Source organism: Pseudomonas sp. PH1b, assembly GCF_000633395.1.
GTDB lineage: Bacteria > Pseudomonadota > Gammaproteobacteria > Pseudomonadales > Pseudomonadaceae > Aquipseudomonas.
Map to the genome: position 1 here is coordinate 143,692 of NZ_AYMU01000001.1, position 18,134 is coordinate 161,825.

The 18,134-nt window shown below is 66.2% G+C and carries 22 protein-coding genes; 12 read left to right on the forward strand and 10 right to left on the reverse strand.

Annotation, left to right across the window (positions count from 1 at the left end; all coding sequences use genetic code 11):
- Positions 1-85 precede the first annotated feature (85 nt).
- The 4 genes from U873_RS0100505 to U873_RS0100520 are packed head-to-tail and all read right to left on the reverse strand — an operon-like array spanning position 86 to position 1,960.
- Complete coding sequence (locus tag U873_RS0100505) at positions 86-565, reverse strand: periplasmic heavy metal sensor (protein WP_025126372.1); 480 nt, start codon at positions 563-565, stop codon at positions 86-88.
- On the reverse strand, positions 562-1,002 hold the full coding sequence (locus tag U873_RS0100510) for a hypothetical protein (RefSeq protein WP_025126373.1): 441 nt from the start codon (positions 1,000-1,002) through the stop codon (positions 562-564). Before U873_RS0100510 ends, U873_RS0100505 begins: the two co-directional genes overlap by 4 nt.
- Positions 999-1,586 (reverse strand): RNA polymerase sigma factor, encoded by a 588-nt coding sequence (locus tag U873_RS0100515; RefSeq protein WP_025126374.1) that lies wholly within the window; start codon positions 1,584-1,586, stop codon positions 999-1,001. The genes U873_RS0100510 and U873_RS0100515 overlap by 4 nt, the downstream gene beginning before the upstream one ends.
- Before the next feature lie 56 nt (positions 1,587-1,642).
- Positions 1,643-1,960 carry a YXWGXW repeat-containing protein gene (locus U873_RS0100520; protein ID WP_025126375.1) on the reverse strand — a complete coding sequence of 106 codons (318 nt, stop codon included), beginning with the start codon at positions 1,958-1,960 and terminating at the stop codon, positions 1,643-1,645.
- Here U873_RS0100520 and U873_RS36515 point away from each other — a divergent pair.
- The 3 genes from U873_RS36515 (at position 1,959) to U873_RS0100535 (ending at position 3,938) form a co-directional block, all read left to right on the forward strand.
- Complete coding sequence (locus U873_RS36515; RefSeq protein ID WP_157838042.1) at positions 1,959-2,165, forward strand: hypothetical protein; 207 nt, start codon at positions 1,959-1,961, stop codon at positions 2,163-2,165. The genes U873_RS0100520 and U873_RS36515 overlap by 2 nt on opposite strands.
- Positions 2,166-2,500: 335 nt before the next feature.
- Complete coding sequence (locus U873_RS0100530; RefSeq protein ID WP_025126376.1) at positions 2,501-3,316, forward strand: helix-turn-helix domain-containing protein; 816 nt, start codon at positions 2,501-2,503, stop codon at positions 3,314-3,316.
- A gap of 205 nt (positions 3,317-3,521) precedes the next feature.
- On the forward strand, positions 3,522-3,938 hold the full coding sequence (locus tag U873_RS0100535) for a hypothetical protein (RefSeq protein WP_025126377.1): 417 nt from the start codon (positions 3,522-3,524) through the stop codon (positions 3,936-3,938).
- 17 nt (positions 3,939-3,955) lie between these two features.
- On the opposite strand, the gene U873_RS0100540 is transcribed toward U873_RS0100535, so the two are convergent.
- The 3 genes from U873_RS0100540 to U873_RS0100550 all read right to left on the reverse strand — a co-directional run bounded on the left by U873_RS0100540 (position 3,956) and on the right by U873_RS0100550 (position 5,536).
- Entirely contained in the window at positions 3,956-4,402 is a 447-nt protein-coding gene (locus tag U873_RS0100540) for a GNAT family acetyltransferase (RefSeq protein WP_025126378.1), read from the reverse strand.
- 42 nt (positions 4,403-4,444) lie between these two features.
- Complete coding sequence (locus tag U873_RS0100545; protein WP_025126379.1) at positions 4,445-4,891, reverse strand: hypothetical protein; 447 nt, start codon at positions 4,889-4,891, stop codon at positions 4,445-4,447.
- Positions 4,892-4,960: 69 nt separating this feature from the next.
- The gene (locus U873_RS0100550; protein WP_025126380.1) at positions 4,961-5,536 is read right to left on the reverse strand and encodes a helix-turn-helix domain-containing protein; all 576 of its coding nucleotides are present in this window, start codon (positions 5,534-5,536) and stop codon (positions 4,961-4,963) included.
- Positions 5,537-5,660: 124 nt separating this feature from the next.
- On the opposite strand from U873_RS0100550, the gene U873_RS36860 reads away from it, so the two are divergent.
- From U873_RS36860 to U873_RS0100575, 4 genes are all read left to right on the forward strand, one after another.
- Positions 5,661-5,813: a hypothetical protein gene (locus U873_RS36860; protein WP_172682011.1), complete on the forward strand. Its 153-nt coding sequence runs from the start codon at positions 5,661-5,663 to the stop codon at positions 5,811-5,813.
- A 93-nt stretch (positions 5,814-5,906) separates the two neighbouring features.
- A complete protein-coding gene (locus tag U873_RS0100560) occupies positions 5,907-6,407 on the forward strand; it encodes an RNA polymerase sigma factor (RefSeq protein WP_025126381.1) in 501 nt (166 codons plus the stop codon).
- A gap of 43 nt (positions 6,408-6,450) precedes the next feature.
- Positions 6,451-7,431 (forward strand): FecR family protein, encoded by a 981-nt coding sequence (locus U873_RS0100570; protein ID WP_029978015.1) that lies wholly within the window; start codon positions 6,451-6,453, stop codon positions 7,429-7,431.
- 97 nt (positions 7,432-7,528) lie between these two features.
- Positions 7,529-9,973 (forward strand): TonB-dependent receptor, encoded by a 2,445-nt coding sequence (locus U873_RS0100575; protein WP_025126382.1) that lies wholly within the window; start codon positions 7,529-7,531, stop codon positions 9,971-9,973.
- 550 nt (positions 9,974-10,523) lie between these two features.
- Here the strand turns inward: U873_RS0100575 and U873_RS0100580 are convergent.
- Positions 10,524-11,675 (reverse strand): MFS transporter, encoded by a 1,152-nt coding sequence (locus U873_RS0100580; RefSeq protein WP_025126383.1) that lies wholly within the window; start codon positions 11,673-11,675, stop codon positions 10,524-10,526.
- A gap of 241 nt (positions 11,676-11,916) precedes the next feature.
- Here U873_RS0100580 and U873_RS0100585 point away from each other — a divergent pair, with 241 nt between their 5' ends.
- The gene (locus tag U873_RS0100585; RefSeq protein ID WP_025126384.1) at positions 11,917-12,387 is read left to right on the forward strand and encodes an Lrp/AsnC family transcriptional regulator; all 471 of its coding nucleotides are present in this window, start codon (positions 11,917-11,919) and stop codon (positions 12,385-12,387) included.
- 3 nt (positions 12,388-12,390) lie between these two features.
- Here U873_RS0100585 and U873_RS0100590 read toward each other — a convergent pair whose 3' ends face one another.
- Positions 12,391-13,281 carry a LysR family transcriptional regulator gene (locus U873_RS0100590; RefSeq protein WP_025126385.1) on the reverse strand — a complete coding sequence of 297 codons (891 nt, stop codon included), beginning with the start codon at positions 13,279-13,281 and terminating at the stop codon, positions 12,391-12,393.
- A gap of 98 nt (positions 13,282-13,379) precedes the next feature.
- Here U873_RS0100590 and U873_RS0100595 point away from each other — a divergent pair, with 98 nt between their 5' ends.
- The 4 genes from U873_RS0100595 (at position 13,380) to U873_RS0100610 (ending at position 16,674) form a co-directional block, all read left to right on the forward strand.
- A complete protein-coding gene (locus U873_RS0100595; RefSeq protein WP_025126386.1) occupies positions 13,380-14,378 on the forward strand; it encodes a cyclase family protein in 999 nt (332 codons plus the stop codon).
- 32 nt (positions 14,379-14,410) lie between these two features.
- Positions 14,411-14,839 (forward strand): RidA family protein, encoded by a 429-nt coding sequence (locus tag U873_RS0100600; protein ID WP_025126387.1) that lies wholly within the window; start codon positions 14,411-14,413, stop codon positions 14,837-14,839.
- Between the two features lie 75 nt (positions 14,840-14,914).
- Entirely contained in the window at positions 14,915-15,904 is a 990-nt protein-coding gene (locus U873_RS0100605) for a DeoR family transcriptional regulator (protein WP_025126388.1), read from the forward strand.
- Positions 15,905-16,014: 110 nt separating this feature from the next.
- A complete protein-coding gene (locus U873_RS0100610; RefSeq protein ID WP_029978019.1) occupies positions 16,015-16,674 on the forward strand; it encodes a hypothetical protein in 660 nt (219 codons plus the stop codon).
- Positions 16,675-16,752: 78 nt separating this feature from the next.
- On the opposite strand, the gene codA is transcribed toward U873_RS0100610, so the two are convergent.
- Positions 16,753-18,009, reverse strand: coding sequence for a cytosine deaminase (codA, locus tag U873_RS0100615; protein ID WP_025126390.1), 1,257 nt, complete (start codon positions 18,007-18,009; stop codon positions 16,753-16,755).
- Between the last annotated feature and the right edge of the window lie 125 nt (positions 18,010-18,134).

Consider the following 18,134-nt stretch of genomic DNA (forward strand, 5'->3'; position numbering starts at 1 on the left):
TCCCGAAGGTTGGCAGAAGGCCCACTGCGCTGAGGGGCCGTTGCTGATTGAACGCGGTTCGCCAGGCAATCCGTCGCCGGTGTCGTCAATTGCGCTTGGCCCCGCGGTTTTTTCCGCCGTCACGCAGGTACATGGCCTCCACCAGTTGCTGACGCTCGCTGAGCGACAAGCTGGCGGCGAAGGTCGCCAGGGCCTCGTCGACCCGGGCCCGCAGGGCACTGTCAGCTTCCCGGGATTTGCCCAGCTCGGCGTCCAGGGCGCCGCGGTCCAGTTGATCGGCCGCCAGTTCGCGGACCACTCCCTGGCGCGCTTCGCGCCCGGCGCTGATCAGCGCCTGGCTGTCATTGCGGGTCTGGCGCAGCAGCTGGCGCAACTGCCGGCGATGCTCCTCCGGCATCAAAGCCATGGCCTGGCGCAGGCCATGCTGGGGCACCGCCAGGGCCTGCACGGGTCTGGGCTGGCCGAGCCACTGGTAGAGGCCGCCGGCCACGCCACCGATGAGAAATACATTGAGCAGCAGCGACAGCACCAGGAAGGTTTTCAGCGCACGGGTGGACTGGCTCACTGTTCGGCCTCCTCGGCATTGATGCTCAGGATGAAATCCGCGTCGCTCTGGTCGAAGACACTGGGCAGGGCTTCGGCAAAGGAGCTGGGCAGGGGCAGGCTCAGGGTCACCGCCAGCATGCCGGCGGCGACCCCGGCCAGGCCCACGCCGACCCAGCCCAGGGACGCCAGCCAACTGGCGTAGCGCCGCCAGAAGGACGGCAGCGGCGGGCGGCCGGGCGCTGTGGCGAGAATCTGCCGGACCAGCGCCGGGCTCGGCTCGGGCAACTGATAACGGTCCAGCTGGCGGTCGAGCCAGATGGCCTGTTGCAGTGCCTCCTGGGCCCAGGCGTTACCGGTACTGAGCAGCGCCTGGGCGCTGGCGCGCTCCTCGGCGGGCCAGCGTTGCAGGTCCGCGCCATAGGCCTCGGCCAGGTGCACGAAGCGTTCGGGGGTCATGGTGTTCTCCTTCCTGAGATGTCCGCGCCGGGGGCCTCGGCGAGGTGGCTGCGCAGGTTGCGCCGGGCCCGCGACAGCAGGCTTTCCAGGGCCTCGACGCTGATCTGCATCAGCGCCGCAGCCTCGGTGTTGGACAACTCCTGGTAGTACTGCAGGACGATCGCCTCGCGCTGGCGCTCCGGCAGTTGGTCCAGGGCCTGGGCCATGCGCCGGCTCTGCGCGCTGGCCTCCAGTTGTTCATCGGGCGCCGGGCGGGTGTCCAGCGCTTCGCAGGCGTGCTCGCTATCGACCGGCACATGCTCCTTGCGCCGGCGCAGGCGCAGGCGGTCGTAGCACAGGTTCAGCGCCACCCGGTGCAACCAGGTGTCGAACCGTGCCTGTTCGCTGCGCCAGCTGGCGGCCTGTTTCCAGATCCGCAGGAAGCTCTCCTGGGCGATGTCCCGGGCTTCGTCGGCATCCCCCAGCAGCCGGCTGGCCAGGGCCAGCAGGCGCGGCAGCTTGCGCGTGACCATTTCTTTCACGGCCTGCGCGTCGTTGTTGCCGATGCGTTTGAGCAACTCCAGATCCGGGTCGGTTTCGTTCAAATGGGCAGGTCTCGGTCCGCTAACGGGGTAGTCCAGGGCATCAGGGCATCAGGGCATCAGCGCACCCAGCGGCCTTCGACCCAGTACCAGCGCGGCCCGTGGGCCTGCCAATGGCCGGGCATCCAGCGCCCGCGCTGCATCACCGGTTGCCAGTGGCCGGGCACCCAGACGTAGCCGTGCCCGCGCCAGCGCCAGTTGCCGCGGTCCCAGGCGTAGCCGGGGCGGGCCAGCGGCATCGGCTCATAGCGCATGGGCGGTGGCGCCTGCTGGATGATGATGGTTTCGGCATAAGTGGGCGTGCTTGCCAGCGCACCAAGTGCCAGGGGGACCAGCAGCAACGTGCGCAGACGCAGCAGGGAACGGACAAGCTTCATGATGACTCCTTCAGGCCTGCGTTCGCTGATGAACGCAGCTGATGGGTTCAACGATAGATGGGCTGGGAATCCGTCGCGGGCAACTGAAATTTTTATCCGCGCCTGGTTCAACCCGGGTTCAGCTGGCGCGGGCAGGGCGCTGGCAGAGGCGGCGGGAAATATTTGTGCAGGGGCGGCGACGGATGTCTGCGCGCTGCGCCGTTGAATCAGTAACCGTGCAGCAACGGCTGGCGATGGTCGCCAGCGGCGCTTGCCGGTCGTATCACTGAACCCATGAGGAATTGACCATGTCCCGTCGTATTGCACTGCTGATTGTCATGGCCACCCTGCTCTCCCTGGGCGGTTGCGTGGTGTACCCCGGGCACTACCACGGCTGCTGCTATCGCTATGGCTACTACCGCTAGGGCGCTGGGATGAAGACCGGCGTGCCCCACGGTTCTTGGCTAACTCCCGGGGCCCCGGCACAATCCTCGACCTTGCAGGGCCTGCCTGGCCGTCGGGTTGATGGCGGGCATGGCCCGATGCCGTGGAGGAAGGTGGATGCCCGTCTTGAACGAACAGGATCAGCCCCAGGATCCGGATGCGATTGCGCGCCCGGTGTGCGCCTTGCGCATCTCGACTCAGGAACAGCGCTGGGAGCGGCCGTGGCACAGCCACCGCAAGGCCCAGTTGCTGTTTCCATTGGCCGGCGTGCTCAGTTGCGAGAGCGCCGAGGGCCTGTGGCTGGCACCGCCGCAATGCGCGGTATGGATCCCCAGCGCCACCGAACATCGGGTCCAGGGGTTGGAGAACGCCATGGGCTATTGCCTGTTCGTCGAACCCGAGCATGCCCGCTCACTGCCACAGGCCTGCTGCACCCTGGCAGTGTCGCCACTATTGCAGGAACTGCTGCAACGCTGCGCGCAGTTGCCCGTTCTCTATGACCAGCAGGGGGCCGAGGGGCGGTTGATGGCCGTGGCCCTGGACGAGCTGGCGGCCGCTCCCCGGGAGCAGATCCACCTGCCCATGCCCCGGCATGAACAGTTGCGGCGCCTGGCCGGGCAGATCCTTGAACAGCCGGAACGCCGCCTGAGCCTTGGGCAATGGGCCGAGCAGATCGGCCTCAGCGAACGCAGCCTGAGCCGTCTGATTGTGGCCGAGACCGGCCTGAGCTTCGGCCGCTGGCAACGCCAGTTGCACATTCTTCTGGGGCTCAAGCAATTGGGCCGGGGCGACTCGGTGGAACGGGTCGCGCTGACCCTGGGCTATGACAGCGCCAGCGCCTTTATCCGCATGTTCAAGAAAGCCGTCGGCCAGCCGCCGGGGCGCTTCTTTGCCGAACGCCGTCAGGCCCTGGAACACGACCAACCCCTGTAGCCGCTGCCGAGCCCGCGAGGCTGCGCAAAGGACCGCAGGGCCTTGCCTGACGAACACCAGCGCCTTGAAGATCGCCACGGCCATTTCCAGCATTGCGGTCGTTTGGCCGGATTGATCAATAACTTGTCAATCTCGACTGATGCGGACAGGCCAGCAGGAGAAGATGATAACCATTCTTGTTTATCAGCTCTCTTGAGGTGTTCCCATGTACTTCGATCATCAGCATTTTCCCCTGGTCTGGATGCGTCCCGCCGAGGGCGCCGGGCAGCCGGGAGTCGAGCCGTTCCAGCAGTTGGAGGCGTTGATGCAGCGCGGTCAGGCCTTTGTCCTGATGAGCGATGCCATGCCCGATCCTGCGCAGCGCAACTCCCAGCAGAGCAAGGCATTGCTCAAGCAGGGTTCGTTGTGGATGAAACGCAACAAGGCGGCGATCCGTCGCTGGATCAAGGCCATGATCGTCATCGCCCCGGAGCCCGAGGCCCAGGCCGGGGTCGAGGCCTTTGCCGATACCTATGAAAAGTTCTGGGGTTATCCGCTGTTGCACAGTGCCTCGGCGCTGGCGGCCGCCAGCCTGGCCCAGCAACTGCTGGCGCCACCGCGCAGCAACCGGCACAACTGGTGAGGGCGGCGCGGCGGCCCCTAGCCACGCAGGTGTTCGGGGACGTTAGCGGTGATCACCTTGCCCATGCTGATCCGTGGTTCGGCCTGATAGCCCAGGGCCTGGTAGAAGCTTTGCACGGCGGCGTTGCTGCTGAGGATCTGCAGGTTGATCTTCAGGCAGCCGCGGCCCTGCAGGGCCTGTTCGCCATGGCGCACCAGGGCCCGGCCGGTGCCGAGCCGGCGCTGTTGCGGGTCCACCGCCAGGGCGTAGAGCCAGCCAAGGTGGCCGTCATAGCCGGCCATCAGGGTGCCTATGACCTGTCCTTGGTCCAGGGCGACGAAGAACAGGCCGTCATCCACCGCGAGCTTGCGGTCGATGGCCAGGCTCGGGGTGTTGTGGGCCGTGTCGTAGCCGAAGCTGCGGTGCCACAGGTCGATCACCGTCTGGCGATGGTGGAGGTTGCTGTATTCGACGATCTGGATCATGGCGTGGCTCGCTAAAGTGGGGGGAGCACAGAGGGGCGGGTTTCAGTCCTGATGGCCGGGCCAGGTTTCGGTGGGGAAATAGGCTTCCAGCCCCGGTTCCTTGTGGCCCACCCCGTCCCGGGTCCAGTAGCAGCTCAAGCGTGAGTAGTTGTCCAGGTCGCCGCGCACCAGGCAGGTGGCGTTGTGCCCCGGCCAGCTGAAACGCAGCACATCGGCCTCGGCTATGCTGGCCCGCTCCACTTTGCCGGTGGCGGTGGTGGTCTTGCCGTCGATGGTCTTGACCAGGGTCAGGCCCTGGTTTTCGTAGCGGATCACCGCGCTGCCCGAGTAGGTCGGCCCGCCATCGGGCTCCTTGCCGATCAGCATGAACTGGCCGGGCACCATGCTGTAGTAGATGTGAAGGTCCTGGTCCTGCTTGGGCGTGGCCTGGGCGGCGAGGCTGGCCAGCAGCAGGCCGAGGAGGGGCGCACGGCGGGAGAAATACGGCATTGATGCTCACTCCTGTTGAGGCGGGGGGCCATGATTCCAGACTTGGCCCGACAGATAAACGCCCGGGCTCTAGTGATGTTCGATGACCAGGATCGCCGTGGTGTCGGCCTCCAGGGCTTCGAACACGTGGGGCAGGTCGGCGCTGTAGCGGATGTAGTCGCCGGCCTCCAGGCTCACCGGGCTGTCCGCAGGCCCGGCCAGGGCCCGCCCGCTGCAGATCACCAGGTGTTCCACGGTGCCCGGCAGGTGGGCCTTGGACTGGCGCGCCTGGCCGGGTTGCGCCTTCAGGCGGTACAGGTCGCGCTGCGCCCCCGGCGGGCAGTCATCGAGCAGGGTCGCCGCGTAGTGGGCATCCTCGGCATGGGCGGTGGTGCCTTCGTGGGCACGGATGACCTTCAGTTGATGCGCCGGTTGCTGGAAAAACCGCGTGACCTGCAAGCCCATGGCCTGGGCCAGGGCCCATAAGGTCTCGATGCTCGGGTTGCCCAGCCCGGCTTCCAGCTGGGACAGGGTGGACTTGGCCACCGCAGCCCGCTTGGCCAGTTCCGAAACGGAGAAACCAGCGTTCAGGCGCTCGCGCTTGATGGCCATGGCCAGCAGGCCGATGGGTGACAGGGAGGTTGGGTCGTTCGTTTTATCGTTCATATATCTATTAAATCATCCTTGATTCTCTTGACGCAGATAAATTTCGACGTTCATTATATCGGTCAATTGTTCGGTATAAATAAAACAAGGGCGCCGAGATGAACCGATTGTACAAGGCGGACCCATGGGCCTGAGCCTGCGCCTGGTGGTCATTCCGTACCACGAAATCTACCTGGCCGTGCATTGCCTGGCCCACCTGCAACAGTGCCTGGGGGACTGGTTGGTGGCGGGGCAGACTCACCTGTTTGTCGAGTCGCCCCGCTGGTACAGCCGCTAGGGCCGACCGCCGGGCGGGTGGTGAGCGGGGAATCCATTGCCGGCATTAATGCGAAGCATTACTATTCACGCCCCACTTCCCCAGCGCACCGCGATGACAGCCAAGCCGCCCCGCAGACCAGGCTTTTTCGAGCACTACGAAGAGTTGATCGGCACCTGGACCCGGCGCCTGCGCAATCGTCAGCAGGCCGAGGACCTGGCCCACGACACTTTTGTCCGGGTGCTGAAGTCCGATGCCGGCACGGTGCTGCAGCCGCGGGCGTACCTGCATCAGACTGCGCGCAACATTGCCGTGGATGCCTTCCGTCGCGAAGATCGGCGCGGGGCCCTGGAAGAGCAAGGGGATCACCTCAGCGTGTCGCCCAGCGGCGACCCGGAGCATGTCATGCACGCGATCCAGCTGGCCGACTCCATCGAGCGGGCGCTTGGTGAATTGCCGGTGAACTGCCGCAAGGTGTTCGTCTGGCAGAAGATCGAAGGCCTGACCCAGGCCGAGATTGCCGAGCGCCTGGGGCTGTCAAAAAACATGGTGGAAAAGTATATGATCCGCACCCTGCGGCATCTGCGCGACCGTCTGGACGGGTCGGCCCCATGATCGGTCGTGGCGATTTCTCACCCTCTGCCAAACAGGAATTTGCATGATGGACAGCCGCGATTGCGCCAGCGCGCAGGCGAGGATTCGCGACGAGGCCGCGGCCTGGTTCACGCGGTTGCAGGAGCCCGAGCTGAGCTCGGAACAGCAACTGCAGTTCCAGCAGTGGCTGGCCGAGGATCCGCAGCACCGGTATGAATTCCAGCTGCTCGAAGCCCTGTGGGCGGCCACCGACCTGGTGCCCAGGGCACGCTTGCAAGCCTTGTGTGACGCCCCGGCCAAGGCCCGGCGCCGTCCGCTGCTGCGTGTGGCCCTGGCCGCCGGGGTCGCGGCGCTGGCGGTGGGATTGGGTCTGTTCAGTGGCCTCAACCAGCCGGTTTCCTACAGCGCAGAGTTCGCCACCGCCCTGGGTGAGCGCCGCCATGTGGCCTTGCCCGATGGCTCGCAGATCGACCTGAACAGCCGCAGCCACCTGCAGGTGCGTTATGCCAGGAACCAGCGGCTGATCGAACTGGTTGAGGGTGAAGCCCTGTTCAGCGTCGAGCACGACACCGATCGGCCCTTCGTGGTGGCGGCGGGCGTGGGCAAGGTCACGGTCACCGGCACCCGTTTCGATGTGCGCCGCGATGCCCAGCAGACCCGAGTGGCGGTGGAGCAGGGCCGGGTCAAGGTCCAGGGGCGGGACGCCGCGGCAGATGATTTCATCACCCTGACCCCGGGCCAGGGCACCCATGTGGATGAGCACGGCAAGGTGGCTGCGGCCTACGCGGTGGACCCCGAGGCACTCACGGCCTGGCGCAGCGGCAAGCAGGTGTTCAACGACGCCCGCCTGGCCGACGTGGTGGCTGAAGTCTCACGCTACCGCGAACAGCCCCTGCGGTTGGCCAGCGCTGCAGTGGGTGAACTGCGCCTGACCAGCGTGTTCAAGTCCGACGACACCCAGGCCCTGCTCAAGGCCCTGCCGAGCATCTTGCCGGTGGAGGTGCGGACCCATGCCGACGGTAGCCAGGAAATTTTTTCCCGTTAGATTCAGGTTTTTTTTCAGTTCATCGTCTTCATGTTCAACTGCAACTGGTTTGCATTAACAGACGCACCTTTGTGTGATCGACAGGACTGCCGCCGACGTGAAAAAAATAGCCGTTTCTCCCACCGTATCCCCGTTGCCCGCGCGCCGCTGGCTGCCCCTGGCCCTGGCCCTGGCGGTCAGTGCGGCCTTGCCCCAGGCCCAGGCCGGGCAAGCCGCCGGCGCCATTCACATCCAGGCCCAGCCGCTGGGCCAGGCCCTGAGCCAGTTGGGCCTGCAGACTTCGCTGCAGGTGTTCTTCAGCCCCGAGCTGGTGGCCGGCAAGCAGGCCCCGGCGGTGGACGGCAACCTGTCCCCGGAACAGGCCCTGGGCCAGTTGCTCCAGGGCAGCGGCCTGCAATACCGGATCGACGGCGGCTCGGTGACCCTGAGCCCGGCCCCGGCGGCCAGCAGCGGCGCCCTGGAACTGGGCACCAGCAGCATCAGCGTGGTGGGCGACTGGCTCGGTGACGCCGATGCGCAAAAGGTCCAGAACCACCCCGGGGCGCGCACGGTGATCCGCCGCGAGGCCATGGTGGAGCAGGGCGCGATGAACGTCGGCGACGTGCTGCGGCGAGTGCCTGGGGTACAGGTCCAGGATGCCAACGGCACCGGTGGCAGCGATATTTCCCTGAACGTCGGCGTGCGCGGCCTGACCTCGCGCCTGTCGCCGCGCTCCACGGTGCTGATCGACGGCGTGCCGGCGGCGTTCGCCCCCTATGGCCAGCCGCAGCTGTCCATGGCGCCGATTTCCTCCGGCAACCTGGACAGCATCGACGTGGTGCGCGGTGCCGGTTCCGTGCGCTACGGGCCGCAGAACGTCGGCGGGGTGATCAACTTCGTGACCCGGGCGATTCCGCAACAGGCCACCGGGGAAATCGGCACCACCCTGGAAACCTCTCAGCGCGGCGGCTGGAAGCATATCGACACGGCGTTTCTCGGCGGCACCGCAGACAACGGCTTGGGGGTGGCGCTGCTGTATTCCGGGGTCAACGGCAACGGCTACCGCGAGCGCAACAACGGCAACGACATCGACGACGTGATCCTCAAGACCCACTGGGCGCCCACCGAGCAGGACGAGTTCTGGTTCAACCTGCATTACTACGACGCCACCGCCGACATGCCCGGCGGCCTGACCCAGAAGCAGTACGACGCCAAGCCCTACGACTCCGACCGCGACTGGGACAACTTCAGCGGCCGGCGCAAGGATGTGTCCTTCAAGTACCTGCGCCAGGTTGACGACCGCACCCAATTCGAAGTCCTGACCTACTACTCCGACAGCTTCCGCGGCAGCAACATCGCCGCCCGCGACCAGAAGACCCTGGTGTCCTACCCGCGTACCTACTACACCTTCGGCATCGAGCCGCGGGTGTCCCGGGTGTTCGACCTGGGGCCCACCACTCAGGAAGTCAGCGTGGGTTATCGCTACCTCAAGGAAGGCATGCATGAACAGGCCAGCCGCGTGGCCCTGGTGAACAACCAGCCCGTGCTGACTGCCGACTCCGACGGCCACGTCTACCAGGACCGTACCGGTGGCACCGAGGCCAACGCCTATTACATCGATGACAAGATCGATGTCGGCAACTGGACCATCACCCCGGGCATCCGCTTCGAGGACATCAGCACCAACTGGCACGACCGGCCGGTGGCGGGCACCAATGGTGTGCGAGTCCAGGAGAAGCGCCGCAGCATCGACAGCAACGAAGCGCTGCCGGCCCTGAGCGTGATGTACCACCTGTCCGACGCCTGGAAGCTGTTCGCCAACTACGAGACCTCCTTTGGCAGCCTGCAGTACTTCCAGCTGGGCCAGGGCGGCAAGGGCGACCAGACGGCCAACGGCCTGAGCCCGGAAAAGGCCAAGACCTACGAGCTCGGCACCCGCTACAACGACGATGTGTGGGGCGGTGAAGTGACGCTGTTCTACATCGACTTCGACGACGAGCTGCAATACATCAGCAACGACGTGGGCTGGACCAACCTCGGGGCCACCAAGCACCAGGGCCTGGAGGCCTCGGTGCACTATGACCTGGCGGCCCTGGACCCACGCCTCGACGGCCTGACCGCCAACGCCGGCTTCACCTACACCCGGGCCAGCTACGAAGGCGAGATCCCCGGCTTCAAGGGCCGCGACCTGCCGTTCTACTCGCGCCAGGTGGCTACGGTCGGCTTGCGTTACGACATCGACCGCTGGACCTACAACCTCGACGCCTTCGCCCAGTCCAGGCAGCACTCGCCGGGCACCGGGGTGAACAGCAACGGCAGCTTCAACGGCAACTACATCACTGAGGGCAGCGCCGACGGCCAGTACGGCGACATGCCGGGCTATGTGCTGTGGAACATCCGTGGTGGTTATGACTTCGGGCCGCAGCTGTCGAACCTGAAGCTGGGTGCCGGGGTGAAGAACGTCTTCGACCGCCCGTACTTCACCCGCTCCAGCGACAACAACTCGGGGATCTACGTCGGCGCACCCCGGACCTTCTTCGTCCAGGCCAGCGTCGGCTTCTGAGCCCCTTCGCTGGCAAGCCAGCTCCTACATGACAGTGGCGCCTGTAGGAGCCGGCTTGCCGGCGAATCCCGAGAGCGGCGCGGGTTCGGGATGATGGTCCACAGCGGCTGGCCCCTGCGCTGGCAAGCCAGCTCCTACGTGACAGTGGCGCCTGTAGGAGCCGGCTTGCCGGCGAATCCCGAGAGCAACGCGGGTTCGGGATGATGGTCCACCGCGGCCGGCCCCTTCGCTGGCAAGCCAGCTCCTACATGACAGTGGCGCCTGTAGGAGCCGGCTTGCCGGCGAATCTCGGGAGCGGCGCCGGTTCGGGATGAAGGGCCACAGCGGCCGGCCCCTTCGCTGGCAAGCCAGCTCCTACATGACGATGGCGCCTGTAGGAGCCGGCTTGCCGGCGAATCCCGAGAGCGGCGCCGGTTTGGGATGATGGTCCACAGCGGCTGGCCCCTTCGCTGGCAAGCCAGCTCCTACATGACGATGGCGCCTGTAGGAGCCGGCTTGCCGGCGAATCTCTGAAGCAACGCAGAGTTCGGCCCATGGCTGCTTCAGTGGCTCAGACCTTGAGCACCTTGCCACTGGCGGCCACCGCCAGCAGCAGGACGGCAATCAGGCCGAAGGCCGCGCTCAGGCTGCTGCCATGGGCAATGAAGCCGATCACCGCCGGCCCGGCCAGGATGCCGGCATAACCCAGGGTGGTGATGGCCGGCACGGCGATGCTTTCCGGCATGACCTTCTGTTTGCCCACGGCGGTGTAGAGCACCGGCACGATGTTCGAGCAACCCGCGCCCACCAGGGCATAGCCCACCAGCGCTGCTTCCCAGGCCGGGGCCAAAGTCGCCAGCAACAGGCCGGTGGCGGCCGTGGCGCCGCCGATGATGATCACCCGGCGCGCGCCCAGGCGATGGACGATGGCGTCGCCGGTCAGGCGGCCCAGGGTCATGGTCAGGGCGAAGGCGGCGTAACCCAGGCCGGCGTAGGCCGCATCCAGGCTGCGCTCGTCGGTGAGAAATACCGCGCTCCAGTCCAGCACCGCGCCTTCGGCGAGGAACACCACGAAACACAGGCAGCCGATGAACAGCACCACGCCATGGGGCACAGCAAAGGCCGGGCCCGAGCTCTGGCTGCCGTAGGGCAGCATGTGCGGCGCGGCTTTGAGCAGTGCCAGCAGCATCAGCACGATCACCACCAGGGTCGCGCCCAGGGGCGACAGGCCCAGGCCGAGCAAGGCGCTGACCCCCGCGGCACCGACGATCCCGCCCAGGCTGAACAGCCCGTGAAAGCCCGACATCATGGTCTTGCCGCTGGCCCGCTCGACGATCACCGCCTGTAGGTTGACCGTGGAATCCACGCCGCCCAGGCCGGCGCCGAACATGAACAGCGCCACCATCAGCAGCGGAATCGAGGTCAGGGTGGCCAGCAAGGGCAGGGCCAGGCAGATCAGCAGAGTGCCGCCGGCCATCACCCGACGGCAGCCGAAGCGCCCGGCCAGGGCCCCGGCAATCGGCATCGCGAGGATCGAGCCCACCCCCAGGCACAGCAGCAACAGGCCCAGGGTGCCCTCGTCGAGCCCGGCCCGGGCCTTGGCGTAGGGCACCAGCGGGGCCCAGGCGGCGATGCCGAAACCGGCGATGAAAAAGGCGATGCGCGTGGACATCTGTTCGAGGCGGCCGGGGGCGGCCTGGAAGTGGGTATTGCTGGCAGTCATAAAAATCCTTGGCGATCGAACTCGCTGCCGGCCACCTGATGCCCCCATGGCGTAATGGCGGCCGGGTCGCGATTGTGACAAATCTAGCCATGGAAGGTTGCAGTAATCAGCAGCGCGGCGTTTGCACAGTGGGTCATGGCTGAAATAAATTTGCGCAGGCCAGCGGTTTGTTTCGCATACTCGCCGGCTTTGCGCAAAAACGTTGCAGCGCGTGCCGCCCCTCCCCGGAGTTTTCCTGCCCATGAACGCCAGTCTCGACGCCTATGACCTGAAGTTGCTCGCCGAGCTGCAACGTGACGCCAGCACCGCGCAAAGCGAGCTGGGGTTGCGGGTCAACCTGTCTACCGCGGCGGTCAACCGGCGGCTCAAGCGCCTCTGCGACGAGGGGGTGATCGAGCGCTACAGCGCCATCGTCGCGCCGGATGCCCTGGGCCACGAGCTGAGCATCATCGTCGAGGTGGAAGTGGAGAGTGAGCGCATCGACCAGATCGATGCCCTCAAGCGCTGTTTCCAGGCCTGCCCCCAGGTCCAGCAGTGCTACTACGTGGCCGGCGAGTGCGATTTCGTGCTGATCTTCTGCGTGCGCAGCATGGCCCAGTACACCCAGCTGACCCGCGAGCTGTTCTTCGACAACCCCAACGTCAAGCGCTTCAAGACCCTGGTGGCGATGAACCGGGTCAAGGTCGGCCTGGAAGTGCCCACGACCGGCTGAGGCTCAGGGCGCCTGCAGCGCCTCCACCAGGAAGTCCACGAACACTCGGACCTTCTGTGACAGGTGGCGCTGGCTGGGGTACAGCGCATAGATCTGGCGCCCGGGCAGGTGCTGGTCCGGCAGCACCCGCAGCAGTTGGCCGCTGTCCAGCAACGGCTGGGCGAGGAAGCCGGGCAGGGCGCCGATGCCCAGGCCGGCCACCAGCATGTCGGCCAGCAGCAGGCTGTTGTCCGCGGAGAAATGCACCGGCAACTCCAGCCGGGTCTGGCCTTCCGGGCCTTGCAACTGCCAGCGCCCCGGGTGTTCCGCCAGCCGGTAGGCCAGGCAGCGATGCTGATGCAGGTCGGCGATGCTGGTCGGCGTGCCCGCGGCCTGCAGGTAGGCCGGCGCGGCGCAGATGACCTGTTCCACCTGGCCCAGCTGGCGGGCGATCAGCGACGAATCCTGCAGTTGCCGGCGAATCCGCAGTGACACGTCGAAGCCTTCGCCCACCACGTCCAGCACCTGGTCGTTGAGGGTCAGGTCCACCTGCAACTGCGGGTAGCGCTGCATGAAGGCCACCAGGATCGGCGACAGCACTTTGAGCCCGAAAGACAGCGGCGCATTCACCCGCAGGCGCCCGCCGGGTTCGTGCAGGCCGGCCTGGGTGGCACGCTCCAGGGCGTCCAGTTCGTCCAGCAGGTGGCAGCATTCGCTGAAGTAGCGCTGCCCGGCTTCCGACAGGCTCATGCGCCGGGTGGTACGCAGGATCAACAGGCTGCCCAGGCGTTCTTCCAGCTGGCGTACCTGTTTGCTCACCGCCGCCGTGGATTGCCCGAGGTCGGCGGCGGCCTGACTGAAGCTGGCGCGTTCCGCTACCCGGCGAAAGGTGCGCATGGCCATCAGCACGTCCATATTGTTTCTCCTGGGTTGAATATGTGTCCACGAAATCGCTGATTATCTCTGATCTGCCACTCAATACCATGGCCACTTCATTTCACAGGAGTGTTGTCATGGCTCATCGCGCAATGTTGAAGATGGCTTCCGGGGTGCTGGCCCTGTCCCTGCTCAGTGGCTTGTGCCACGCCGCCACGGCGGCCCGGCCCGAGGTGGGTATCAGCCCCTGGGGGCCCAGGGACGAGATCGGCCGCCTGAACCTGATCACCCCCCAGTCGCGGGCGGCGATCATGGCCCGGGTCAGTGGCGAGCAGGCCTACGACCTGGCGGTGGACTATTTCGTCGGCATGCCCAGCTGGCAGGCCGCAGGCGATCCGCCGTACCAGATGTGGATGACCCACACCCCCCACGGCAACGTGATCGCCGACCCGATGCAGGTCGGCGAACCGATGAACCAGCACGTCAGCTACAGCGGTTCGGCGGTGTCGATGTACGCCCACATGGGCACCCATATCGACGCCCTCAACCACTTCGGCCTCAACGGCAAGATCTGGAACGGCTACCGCGCCGACCAGCACCTGGGAGACCGCGGCTGGAACGTCACGGGGGCGGAAAAACTGCCGCCGATCATTGCCCGCGGGGTGCTGATCGACGTCGCCGCGGCCAAGGGCCTGGAGCAACTGGCGGACAGCTACCGAGTCACCCGCGCCGACCTGCAGCAGGCCCTGGCCCGGCAGAAAGTGGCCCTGGAGAAGGGCGATGTGGTGCTGATCCGTACCGGGCGCATGCGCGACTACGACAATGCCCAGCGCTACATGGCCAACCCGCCGGGCCTGAGCCTGGACGCAGCGAAGTTCCTGGTGGAGGAGGGCGGCGCCATGGTGGTGGGGGCCGACAACCTGAGTTTTGAAACCTTCCCCTCCGAGGTGGAGGGCAACTACCTGCCGCTGCACACCTACCTGCTGGCGATGCAGGGCGCGCCGATCCTGGAACTGGTGAACCTGGAAGGGCTGGCCCGGGACCAGGTCTACCAGTTCGCTTTTATCGGTGCTTCACTCAAACTGCGGGGCGCGGATGCGGCGCCGATCCGCCCCATGGCCTTGCCCATCCGCTGACCTGGCGGAGGGGTTTTCTTCAGGAGCTCAGCATGTCCACCCAACCTTCTTCCACCCCCGTCCTGGCGCTGTCCAACCCGGCCGGGCTGTATGACCCCAGCACCAATGGCTACTCCCATGTGGCCCAGGTGGCCGCCGGTGCACGGTTGGTGTTTGTCGCCGGGCAGGGCGGCGAGACCGCCGACGGCCAGTTGTCGGCGGATTTTGCCAGCCAGGTGCGCCAGGCCCTGGCCAACCTGCAGGTCGCCCTGGCCAGCGCCGGTGCCGGGGTCGGCCAGGTGGCCAAGCTCACGGTGCTGATCGTCGACCACAGCCATGAGCGCCTGGCGATCTTTGGCAACCAGTTGAAGGCACTGTGGGGGCCGGCACCGACCCCAGCCTGCACCCTGATCCCGGTGCCGCGGCTGGCCCTGGACGGCATGCTGTTCGAAATCGAGGCGATTGCCGCTCTGGCCCCCTGAACCGGCATTGCCCTCTGGCCGAGCCGCTGCATTCTCCGTAATGTCAGCGGCTCGGTTTTTTCTGGAGGCGGTGTGATGGCGGCGTTCTACGATGCACGAGGCAATCTGTATGGCGTGGTGGCTCCCGCGGCGTTGCGCCGCCTGGGGGTCGCCTTGCCCACCACCGCGGCCCAGGCGGCCCGGGACCGGCGCCTGTGGACCGAACAGGCCATCGCCGCCTTGTGCGACTGGGCCCCGGGCACCCGTCCGCCCGGGGCCAAGGCCCACCGCAGCGATGGTTTGCTGGTGGGGCCGTTCCAGGACGCGGCGCCTTTCGATCTGCTGATCGTCAACACCGACGGCACCCTGGCCGAGCGCAGTGGCAATGGCCTGACGATCTTTTCCCAGGCCCTGACCGAGCAAGGGCTGCTGGCGCCTGAAGGATCGACACGCCTGCAGGTGCACCATGACCAGGGCGCGTCCCCAGTGGCCACGGTGGTGGAGCCGGCACAAGTGGCGGGGCAGTCGGGCTTCTGGCTGGACCTGGGCCAGCCCTCGTTCGGCCCCGAGGCGGTGGCGGCCATGGGGGTCGAGGCGGTGACCCTCGACGGCTGCGAGCTAAGCCGGGTGGCGCCCTTGCAGGCGCTGAATCCGCTGTGGGAGCACAGCCAGTTCGTGCGCATCGGCAATCCTCACTGCGTGACCCTGGTGGAGGACGCCGATGCCTTGCCGGACAACCCGCAGATGCTCCAGGCGCCCCTGGCCGAGGGGTTGACCGCCATCGCCTTTGCCCTGCCCCTGGGCCACGGCGAGCCATGCCCGGCGGGGGTCAACCTGCAATGGGCGGCGCGGCAGTCGGCGCAGCGCATCGTTGCCCGGGTGTTCGAACGAGGAGAGGGGCCGACCGCGTCCTCGGGCACCAGCGCCAGCGCTGTGGCTTGCGCGGCCTGGCGGCTGGGCTGGGTCAAGGCCGGGCGGGTCGAAGTGCTGATGCCAGGCGGCACCGCGCCCTTGATGTTGCAAGAGACTGATGGCGTGTTGACCCGGGTGAGCCTGTTCGGCACGGCGCGGGCGCTGGCTGAATAAGGGCGGTGGGGTTGCGCGGGCGGAGTGCAAAACGGCTGGCCTTTCTATAGCGTGTCGCCAGCAATGGCTCATCAGCCGATACAGCCCACAGGTTACGCAAAGGACTTGATATGCAAAAAGGAATACCTCGCCGAGGGTTGCTCAAAGGCACGGTTGTGGCCCTGGGCGCCGTGGTCGCCGGCAGTCTTGGCGGTTGCCTGACCAGCCAGCTGTATGAGGAGCGCGGCAGCGATGAGGTCTATACGGAAACCGTCGGCCAGTTCTATATCACGGCAGACGAGCAGAGCTTTGTCATTATCGGCAAGCAGTACCACTACTTCATGCAGGTCGATCCCGAGTTGCTGAAGGCCATTCGCTCAGGCTTGCATGGCAAGATGCAGGCCGAGTTCCTGCCAATCAGCGTCACTTACTGGCAAAACCTGGTGGGCGAATTCATCCTCAGGATTCCCCAGCTGGATCAGCTTGAGCCTGGCCAGATCGATGAGGCCAAGGCACTGGGTTTCGTCGCTTCCCCGTCGCAGAATGCCTTGCTGCATCGCTACGCCATCCGCGGCAGCCGCTTCACTTCCAAGCGTGATATCACGGCCTACCAGGCCAACCCGCTGAACAGTACCTATACCCTGCACTTCTCGGCCTACCGGGAGAAGAGCAAGGTCACCCAGGTGTTGCTGACGCCGGTTACCGTCACCGCAGACGGTGTACTGATGATCCTCGCCCTGCCGTTGTTGCCGCTGGGATTGATGGCGGCCAAGCCGTTCAAGGTCAAGTAGAGGCCGTTGCCGCCAAAGCGGCTCGCCAGGCCCGGAGCCGTTGCGACTCTGCCCAGGGCCTGGGAGCGCGGCCACGGGTCAGTCGCCGATCAGGTGCACCTGGGTCATCTGCCGCTGCATCAGCACCTGGCCGTGGCGGATCGAGTACAGCGGCAAGCCCTGGCTGCGGAGCATTTCGTAGTCGCTGTCGGCCGAGAGAATCAGCAGGTTCGCCGGGCGACCTTCTTCCAGGCCGTAGCGCTCGCCCAGGGCCAGGGCCTTGGCGCTGTTGTCGGTGACCAGGTCGAGGGCGCTCTGCAAGTTGCTGTAGCCGAGCATGTGGCAGATGTGCAGGCCGGCTTCGAGCACTCGCAGGATGTTGCCGTTACCCAGGGGGTACCAGGGATCGACAATCGAATCCTGGCCGAAGCAGACGTTCATTCCGGCATCCAGCAGTTCCTTGACCCGGGTCACGCCGCGGCGTTTCGGGAAGCTGTCGAAGCGCCCCTGCAGGTGGATGCTTTCGGTGGGGCAGGAGACAAAACTGATGCCCGAGTGCCCCAGCAGGCGGAACAGCTTGGCGCAGTAGGCGTTGTCATAAGAGCCCATGGCCGTGGTGTGGCTGGCGCTGACCCGCGAGCCCATGCCGCGGCTGCGGGCTTCTTCGGCCAGCACTTCGAGAAAGCGCGAGTGCGGGTCGTCGGTTTCGTCGCAGTGCACGTCCACCAGGCAACCCGTGCGCTCGGCCAGGTCCATGAGGAATTTCACCGAGCTCACGCCCTGGTCGCGGGTGTATTCGAAGTGCGGAATGCCGCCCACCACATCGGCCCCCAGGCGGATGGCTTCTTCCATCAGTTCGCGGCCGTTGCGGAACGACTCGATGCCCTCTTGGGGGAAGGCGACGATCTGCAGGTCGATCAGGTGCCCGCTCTGTTCGCGCACTTCGAGCATGGCCTTGAGGGCGGTGAGGTGCGGATCGGTGACATCGACGTGGGTGCGCACATGCTGGATGCCGTGGGCGGCCAGGGCACGGATGGTCTTGTGGGCGCGGGTGCGGGTGTCTTCGGCGGTGATGGTGGCTTTGCGTTCACCCCAGCACTCGATGCCTTCGAACAGGGTGCCGCTCATGTTCCAGCGCGGCTCGCCGGCGGTGAGGGTGGCGTCCAGGTGAATGTGCGGTTCGACGAAGGGCGGTACCACCAGGTTGCCGCCGGCATCCAGGTGCTCGGGACCGAAGGCCGGCGCGGCGGTGGGGGCATCCGGGCCCTGCTGGATGATGCGGGCGATGCGGCCGTGTTCCAGGTGCAGTTGGTGCAGGCCTTCACGGTGGCGCAGGCGGGCGTTGGTGATCAGCATCGGAAGGGTTCCTCGGGTCGGGCAATCAGTGGTTCAGCCGTGGGCTCTGGGCGGCGGCCCTTGTCCCACGGTCATTGGACTGTGCTGCAACCGGCAGCGGTCGAAGCAGGCGGGTGTTCGGGGGC

What these genes read in the sequence shown, in the direction of transcription:
- U873_RS0100540 (WP_025126378.1), bottom strand. Translation starts at nt 4,402, where the DNA reads ATGATCCAGATCGTCGAATACAGCAACCTCCACCATCGCCAGACGGTG.
- U873_RS0100610 (WP_029978019.1), top strand. Translation starts at nt 16,015, where the DNA reads ATGCAAAAAGGAATACCTCGCCGAGGGTTGCTCAAAGGCACGGTTGTG.
- U873_RS0100580 (WP_025126383.1), bottom strand. Translation starts at nt 11,675, where the DNA reads ATGACTGCCAGCAATACCCACTTCCAGGCCGCCCCCGGCCGCCTCGAA.
- U873_RS0100570 (WP_029978015.1), top strand. Translation starts at nt 6,451, where the DNA reads ATGATGGACAGCCGCGATTGCGCCAGCGCGCAGGCGAGGATTCGCGAC.
- U873_RS0100605 (WP_025126388.1), top strand. Translation starts at nt 14,915, where the DNA reads ATGGCGGCGTTCTACGATGCACGAGGCAATCTGTATGGCGTGGTGGCT.
- U873_RS0100590 (WP_025126385.1), bottom strand. Translation starts at nt 13,281, where the DNA reads ATGGACGTGCTGATGGCCATGCGCACCTTTCGCCGGGTAGCGGAACGC.
- U873_RS36515 (WP_157838042.1), top strand. Translation starts at nt 1,959, where the DNA reads ATGATGACTCCTTCAGGCCTGCGTTCGCTGATGAACGCAGCTGATGGG.
- U873_RS36860 (WP_172682011.1), top strand. Translation starts at nt 5,661, where the DNA reads ATGGGCCTGAGCCTGCGCCTGGTGGTCATTCCGTACCACGAAATCTAC.
- U873_RS0100530 (WP_025126376.1), top strand. Translation starts at nt 2,501, where the DNA reads ATGCCCGTCTTGAACGAACAGGATCAGCCCCAGGATCCGGATGCGATT.
- U873_RS0100600 (WP_025126387.1), top strand. Translation starts at nt 14,411, where the DNA reads ATGTCCACCCAACCTTCTTCCACCCCCGTCCTGGCGCTGTCCAACCCG.
- U873_RS0100560 (WP_025126381.1), top strand. Translation starts at nt 5,907, where the DNA reads ATGACAGCCAAGCCGCCCCGCAGACCAGGCTTTTTCGAGCACTACGAA.
- U873_RS0100550 (WP_025126380.1), bottom strand. Translation starts at nt 5,536, where the DNA reads ATGAACGATAAAACGAACGACCCAACCTCCCTGTCACCCATCGGCCTG.
- U873_RS0100545 (WP_025126379.1), bottom strand. Translation starts at nt 4,891, where the DNA reads ATGCCGTATTTCTCCCGCCGTGCGCCCCTCCTCGGCCTGCTGCTGGCC.
- U873_RS0100535 (WP_025126377.1), top strand. Translation starts at nt 3,522, where the DNA reads ATGTACTTCGATCATCAGCATTTTCCCCTGGTCTGGATGCGTCCCGCC.
- U873_RS0100595 (WP_025126386.1), top strand. Translation starts at nt 13,380, where the DNA reads ATGGCTCATCGCGCAATGTTGAAGATGGCTTCCGGGGTGCTGGCCCTG.
- U873_RS0100510 (WP_025126373.1), bottom strand. Translation starts at nt 1,002, where the DNA reads ATGACCCCCGAACGCTTCGTGCACCTGGCCGAGGCCTATGGCGCGGAC.
- U873_RS0100520 (WP_025126375.1), bottom strand. Translation starts at nt 1,960, where the DNA reads ATGAAGCTTGTCCGTTCCCTGCTGCGTCTGCGCACGTTGCTGCTGGTC.
- codA (WP_025126390.1), bottom strand. Translation starts at nt 18,009, where the DNA reads ATGCTGATCACCAACGCCCGCCTGCGCCACCGTGAAGGCCTGCACCAA.
- U873_RS0100585 (WP_025126384.1), top strand. Translation starts at nt 11,917, where the DNA reads ATGAACGCCAGTCTCGACGCCTATGACCTGAAGTTGCTCGCCGAGCTG.